The organism is Marivita sp., from assembly GCF_965656765.1.
Taxonomy (GTDB): domain Bacteria; phylum Pseudomonadota; class Alphaproteobacteria; order Rhodobacterales; family Rhodobacteraceae; genus Marivita.
Genome location: NZ_CBFHLV010000101.1, coordinates 1 through 6534 on the forward strand (window position 1 = coordinate 1; position 6534 = coordinate 6534).

At 55.2% G+C, this 6534-nt stretch carries 5 protein-coding genes; 3 read left to right on the plus strand and 2 right to left on the minus strand.

Annotation, left to right across the window (positions count from 1 at the left end):
* Positions 1–202 precede the first annotated feature (202 nt).
* Positions 203–2407: an NADP-dependent isocitrate dehydrogenase gene (locus ACTG4M_RS16705; protein WP_439124802.1), complete on the minus strand. Its 2205-nt coding sequence runs from the start codon at positions 2405–2407 to the stop codon at positions 203–205.
* A 92-nt stretch (positions 2408–2499) separates the two neighbouring features.
* Positions 2500–3234 (minus strand): metallophosphoesterase, encoded by a 735-nt coding sequence (locus ACTG4M_RS16710; protein WP_439124803.1) that lies wholly within the window; start codon positions 3232–3234, stop codon positions 2500–2502.
* A gap of 176 nt (positions 3235–3410) precedes the next feature.
* Here ACTG4M_RS16710 and ACTG4M_RS16715 point away from each other — a divergent pair, with 176 nt between their 5' ends.
* The 3 genes from ACTG4M_RS16715 to ACTG4M_RS16725 form a co-directional block, all read left to right on the plus strand.
* Positions 3411–4415 carry an NAD-dependent epimerase/dehydratase family protein gene (locus ACTG4M_RS16715; protein WP_439124804.1) on the plus strand — a complete coding sequence of 335 codons (1005 nt, stop codon included), beginning with the start codon at positions 3411–3413 and terminating at the stop codon, positions 4413–4415.
* Between the two features lie 130 nt (positions 4416–4545).
* Positions 4546–5373 carry a bifunctional allantoicase/(S)-ureidoglycine aminohydrolase gene (locus ACTG4M_RS16720; RefSeq protein ID WP_439124805.1) on the plus strand — a complete coding sequence of 276 codons (828 nt, stop codon included), beginning with the start codon at positions 4546–4548 and terminating at the stop codon, positions 5371–5373.
* Positions 5374–5562: 189 nt separating this feature from the next.
* Positions 5563–6534, plus strand: a 972-nt coding sequence (locus tag ACTG4M_RS16725; RefSeq protein ID WP_439124806.1) for a pyridoxal-phosphate-dependent aminotransferase family protein, incomplete at its 3' end; no start/stop codon positions are given.

Sequence of the window (6534 nt, forward strand, 5' to 3'; positions counted from 1 at the left end):
GTTGGAAAAAGCCCATTGTTTCAACACGAACACCGAACCGCGATGGCATGGGCTCCCCGCCGTGAGGCATGTGTCAGAAGCGACTGCTTCAAAAGAATAAGAATCCGAGTCGGAATGGATGACACCGCGGTGTCTGACCCAAATTTTGGACAAAAAAAGCCGGGCAAAAATGCCCGGCCCGTGATCCAAAACTGTATCGGAATTAACCGATGATCGCGTTCAATGTTCCCGAAGGACGCATGACAGTGACGGTCTTGGTGGGATCGGTATGGTAGTATCCCCCCAAATCCGCTGGCTGACCCTGCGCGCCAACAAGCTCCGCAAGGATTGCATCTTCTTTCTCGGACAACTCTTTTGCAATCGGTGCAAAATGTGCTGCCAATTCGGTGTCATCGGTTTGCGTGGTCAATGCTTCGGCCCAATACCGGGCGAACCAGTAGTGGCTGTCGCGGTTGTCTGGCTCACCCACTTTGCGCGATGGTGACCGATTGTTGTCAAGAATGCCCTGCGTCGCGGAATCCACGGCCTTGCCCAGAACGCGGGCCTTTTCATTGCCGCGCGCATCCGCAAGGAACTGCAGGCTTTCGCCAAGCGCACAGAATTCCCCCAGGCTGTCCCACCGAAGGTGGTTCTGTTCAACCAACTGCTGCACATGTTTGGGGGCGGAACCGCCTGCACCAGTTTCGAACAATCCGCCACCGTTCATCAATTTGACGATGGACAGCATCTTGGCTGATGTCGCCAATTCAAGGATCGGGAACAAGTCGGTCAGGTAGTCGCGCAGCACGTTGCCCGTCACCGCGATTGAGGTCTTGCCTTCGCGGATGGTTTCAAAGCTGGCGCGTGTTGCTTCGCGAGGGGCCATAATTTTGAACAAATCAGCCACACCTTTCGCGTCGAGGATCGGTTTGACGTAGTTGAGCAACTCTGCGTCATGCGCCCGTGTCGCGTCCAACCAAAAGATCGCTTCGCAACCTTCAGCCCTCTGGCGGTCGATCGCCAACTGGACCCAGTCCTCGATCGGCGCTTTGCGGGTCGAGGCTGAACGCCAGATGTCGCCCGCTTCGACTGCGTGTTCGTGTAAAACCGTACCGTCGCCAAGGACCATCCGTACATTTCCGTTGTGCGGAATTTCGAATGTGGTCGGGTGTGAGCCGTATTCCTCGGCCTTCTGCGCCATCAAGCCAATGTTCTGCACGGTACCGGCGGTTGCCGGGTCGAGCTTGCCGGTTTCTTTGAAGTAGTTGATCGTTTCTTCATAAACCGGCGCATACGAATTGTCGGGGATCACGCAATTCGCGTCGTGTTCCTTGCCGTCCGGGCCCCAACCCTTGCCGCCTGCGCGGATGAGAGCCGGCATGGAGGCGTCGACGATGACATCCGACGGAACGTGAAGGTTGGTAATGCCGCGATCCGAATCTACCATGTAAAGCGGTGCACGGTCAGCGAGGATTTCTTCAATATCAGCTTTGATTTCCGGCATGTCTTCGACCCGTGACATCAAGTCGCCAAGACCCGAGTTCGGATTGACGCCTGCTGCGGCCAGCTTGTCACCATGCGCGTCAAACACTGGCTGAAGATAGGCTTTGACGGCATGGCCAAAGATGATCGGGTCCGAGACCTTCATCATCGTCGCTTTAAGGTGGAGCGAGAATAGCGTGCCCTCGGTTTTGGTTTTCGCGATTTCGTCGATGAGGAACGCATCAAGCGCTTTGGCCGACATGAAGGTCGCATCGACAACAGTGCCTGCCGGATAGCTCAGCCCATCTTTCAAAACGGTTTCTTTGCCATCTTCGCCAACCAAGACGATCTTGGCGGACGCTGCATCGGCCAATGTCGCGGACTTCTCGTTCGACCGGAAATCACCGCCCGACATCGACGACACGCGCGTTTTGCTGTCTGCCGACCAATCACCCATACGGTGCGGGTTGTTCTGGGCATAGGATTTAACAGCCTTGGCTGCGCGGCGATCAGAGTTGCCTTCGCGCAAGACCGGGTTTACAGCCGAGCCCTTGATCGTGTCATATTTGGCGCGAACCGCTTTTTCGGCGTCGGTTGAAGGCGTTTCCGGATAGTCGGGAAGCGCGTAGCCTTGGCTTTGCAGTTCCTTGATCGCGGCAACCAGCTGCGGCACCGATGCCGAGATGTTTGGCAGTTTGATTACGTTGGCTTCCGGCGTTTTTACAAGATCACCAAGGATGGCCAGGTCATCGGGTTGACGCTGTGCTTCGGTCAAAACCTCGGGAAAGGTCGCGATGATGCGGCCGGCTAGGGAAATATCCTTGGTGCCAACGCTAACGCCAGCAGCCTTTGCGAATTTCTGGATGATCGGTAGAAACGACGCCGATGCCAGCTCGGGTGCTTCGTCAACTTTGGTGTAGATAATGTCTGCTGTGGTGTCAGCCATGGGTCACGCCTTTCCTAATTTGTCCTTGCCATAGGCCAAAGAAGGCGAGTCGTAAACAGCATACAGTGGTATACATTGCCGCAATCAGCGCTTCAGGTCGAAATGAACTCAACCCCATCTGGCGTGAACACTGCTGCAGTCAGTTGGCCGGTGGCGTAAGCGCCGGTGTCGATGGAAATACGGCCATCCCTCATCTTGGGGTGATCGACGATGGTGTGGCCGTGCACGATCCAGAACCCGTCGGCGCGTTGCGTCTTGCAGAAATCAGGGTGGCCCCAGATGAAAGTGTCGGGGTCGTGATCTTCCAATGGGGTGCTTGGATCCGCGCCTGCATGGACGACGGCTACATTACCAGACCATGCAATGCACTCCAGCCCCGCCAGCCAAGCCACCATCTGATCGCCCATTGCGTCATAAAGCGAGTCGCGCGCGTTGAGCAATGCTTCGGCCCCCGAGGTTTCCGTCATGCCTGCGATGCCGAAACTGGCTAGTGTCTGAAGTCCACCGTTGCGCAACCAACGACGCCCTTGTGTTTCGGGTGATTTCAGAAAGTTCAGCATGAGTTGTTCGTGATTGCCCATGAGCGATGTGATCGAGTCGTGGCCCATGACATAGCTCAGAACGTCTCTGCTATGATCCCCGCGGTCGATCAGGTCGCCGACACAAATGATGCTGGTCTCTTTCGGCAACGCTTCGACCAGCGTGGTCAACAGGTCGATCCGTCCGTGTACATCTCCGATCACGCAAAACGCCGACTCCGGTTGGACCGGATCAAACGTGATCTCGGGCATGGGGGTTTTGCGATTTCCGAAGAACTTAGAGAACATTGTGCAGTCTGCTTATTGGAACGGCTGTCTTTTGCCAATTAGTTGGGCGGGGCTATAGGGGAATATGTGTGCCGACCCGTCATTACAACGTCTGCGCTGGATTTCTCTTGGTGGTCGTATGGCAATGTTCGTGCTAGGCGCTGACATCAACGATGATGGATGGAAGCAGTGACCTGATGAAACGTGTTCTCATTACCGGGACGGCCGGTTTCATTGGCTACTACCTTGCCCGCCTTTTGCTGGATGATGGGTTTGTTGTTCATGGATACGATGCGATCACGGATTACTACGATGTGACGCTGAAAGAGCGTCGCAATCAGATGCTGCTGCAATCACCCGGCTACAGCTTTACTCATGCCACGCTTGAAGAAGACGGCACGTTTGAACGGGTCGCAACAGCTTTTGCCCCCGATATCATTGTCCATCTCGCAGGTCAGGCGGGTGTGCGCTATTCGCTCGAAAACCCGCGTGCCTATCTTGATAGCAATCTTGTTGGCACTTTTAACGTGATGGAGGCAGCCCGGCAGCTGGAGGTTGAGCATTTGCTGATGGCATCCACATCATCGGTTTATGGCGCAAATGAAGAAATGCCGTTCAAGGAAACCGACAAAGCAGACACGCCGCTGACATTCTATGCTGCGACCAAGAAAGCCAATGAGAGCATGGCGCACTCATATGCACATCTGTGGAAAATCCCGACCACGATGTTCCGGTTTTTCACTGTATACGGTCCTTGGGGGCGGCCCGATATGGCGCTGTTCAAGTTCACAAAGGGCATTTTTGAAGGCACGCCCATCGACATTTATAACCACGGCGACATGTACCGTGACTTTACCTATGTCGAAGACCTCGTGCGTGGAATTCGGCTTTTGATTGATGCAGTGCCGGGTGATCCTGACACTGCGGTTGAGCGCGATACACTCAGCCCCGCGGCGCCGTACCGGATCGTGAATATCGGCAATTCTGACAAGGTGCGCCTGCTTGACTTCATCGAAGCGATTGAGGCGGAAACCGGCATCACTGCCAAGCGCAATTACATGGACATGCAGAAGGGCGACGTGTTTGCCACTTGGGCTGATGCGTCTTTGCTGCGAAACCTGACTGGCTATGCACCGCAGACCAATGTGCGCGATGGTGTGGCCAAGTTTGTTGCGTGGTATCGGGATTACTATCGCGCTTAGGATTGATTGGCGTCCCAAGGCAATTGCTGGCGATTTTTAAGGAAACCCGAATAGTCTTAATTGACGAAAGGCATGGTGGTCCCCGTGTCGCGGGGCAATACTTGGTTGGCATCAATAAAGGGTATCGCGCATGACAACGTCCTATTTCGCGCCCAAGGGTGGGCATCCTGGGCAAGACCAATTGTTGACGGATCGCGCGATGTTCACTGATGCCTACGCGGTGATCCCCAAAGGCACGATGCGCGATATCACGACCAGCTTTCTGCCGTTCTGGGGCGAAACGCGCCTTTGGGTGATCGCGCGACCGCTTTCGGGATTTGCGGAAACCTTTTCCCACTATATCATGGAGGTCGGTCCCGGTGGTGGTTCGGATCGGGCCGAAACTGACCCAGAGGCCGAAGGCGTATTGTTTGTTGTCGAAGGGACGATGAGCCTCACGGTCAATGGCCAAACCCACGAGATGACTGCTGGGGGCTACGCCTACCTGCCGCCGCAATCCGGTTGGACTCTGCGGAACACTGGGGCGGAGCCGGTCAGGTTCCACTGGCTGCGCAAAGCCTATAAGGCCGTGGATGGTCTCGATTTTCCCGAGGTGATCGTCACCAATGAGTCGGATGTTGCGCCAACGCCGATGCCGGGCACCGACGGCAAGTGGGCCACGACGCGCTTTGTTGATCCGTCTGATCTGCGGCACGACATGCATGTCACAGTTGTTACGTTCGAGCCCGGAGCAGTCATTCCTTTTGCCGAAACGCATGTGATGGAACACGGGCTGTATGTGTTGGAAGGCAAGGCGGTGTACCGGCTTAATCAGGATTGGGTCGAGGTCGAGGCTGGGGATTACATGTGGCTGCGGGCGTTCTGCCCGCAGGCCTGTTACGCCGGTGGGCCGGGGCGGTTCCGGTACCTGCTGTACAAGGATGTTAACCGTCACATGCCGTTGAAGTTGGGTCGGTGAGAATCGAGGATCTGGACTTCCATTGTCCTCTTAAAAGGCGCATTCAAAAAACACTTTCATTGGGTGAAAAATGCATAATACTGATTTAAAACTATAAATTGGTATTTTCAAAAATGAAAAATAATTTCGAAAAAGTTGTGTGGCAGGGCTTTTATCGTGTAGTTTCTCCTCAAATGGAGGAGAGACGCCATGAGTTTTCAGAACCCCGTATTTATTCCCGGCCCGACCAACATCCCTGAATCGCTGCGCAAAGCGTGCGATATGCCGACCATCGACCACCGGTCGCCGCTGTTTGGTCAAATCCTACACCCTGCACGCAAAGCGGTTCAGGCAATCTTGAAAAGCACATCGTGCGAAGTTTTCATCTTCCCGGCGTCGGGCACTGGCGGTTGGGAAACCGCACTGACCAATACGCTTAGCGAAGGCGACAGCGTTCTGGTCGCCCGCAACGGCATGTTTTCCCATCGTTGGATCGACATGTGCCAGCGCTTTGGCCTTGATGTGCAGATTGTTGATGTGCCTTGGGGTCAGGGCATTCCGGCGGATAAGTATGAAGAGATTTTGACCGCTGATACGGCGCACAAGATCAAGGCGGTGCTTGCCACACACAACGAAACGGCGACAGGCGTGAAGTCCGACATCGCTGCTGTGCGTAAGGCGATTGACGCAGCTGGTCATCCCGCACTGTTGTTCGTGGACGGTGTATCTTCGATTGGATCGATGGACTTCCGGTTCGACGAGTGGGAAATTGATGTGGCCGTAACTGGGTCGCAGAAGGGCTTCATGCTTCCGGCCGGTTTGGCAATCGTTGGCTTCAGCGACAAGGCGATGGTCGCAACCAAAACTGCCGGGCTGCACCGCACCTTCTTTGATGTGCAGGATATGGTGAAGGGGTACGCCAACAACGCATATCCTTACACACCCTCGGTCGGCCTTATGAACGGTTTGAACGAGGCGTGCAAAATGCTTCTGGACGAAGGTCTCGAAAACGTTTTTGCCCGTCATACCCGCATGGCCGAGGGCGTTCGCGCTGCGGTTCAGGCGTGGGGCCTTGACCTATGTGCGGCCAGCCCCGACCTGTATTCCGATACGGTCAGTGCAATTCGCACGCCTGAAGGTTTCAATGCGACAGACATCGTGACCCACGCCGCAAACACCTAT

Coding starts and splice junctions, on each gene's coding strand:
- ACTG4M_RS16705 (WP_439124802.1), bottom strand. CDS start 2,407: ATGGCTGACACCACAGCAGACATTATCTACACCAAAGTTGACGAAGCA.
- ACTG4M_RS16710 (WP_439124803.1), bottom strand. CDS start 3,234: ATGTTCTCTAAGTTCTTCGGAAATCGCAAAACCCCCATGCCCGAGATC.
- ACTG4M_RS16715 (WP_439124804.1), top strand. CDS start 3,411: ATGAAACGTGTTCTCATTACCGGGACGGCCGGTTTCATTGGCTACTAC.
- ACTG4M_RS16720 (WP_439124805.1), top strand. CDS start 4,546: ATGACAACGTCCTATTTCGCGCCCAAGGGTGGGCATCCTGGGCAAGAC.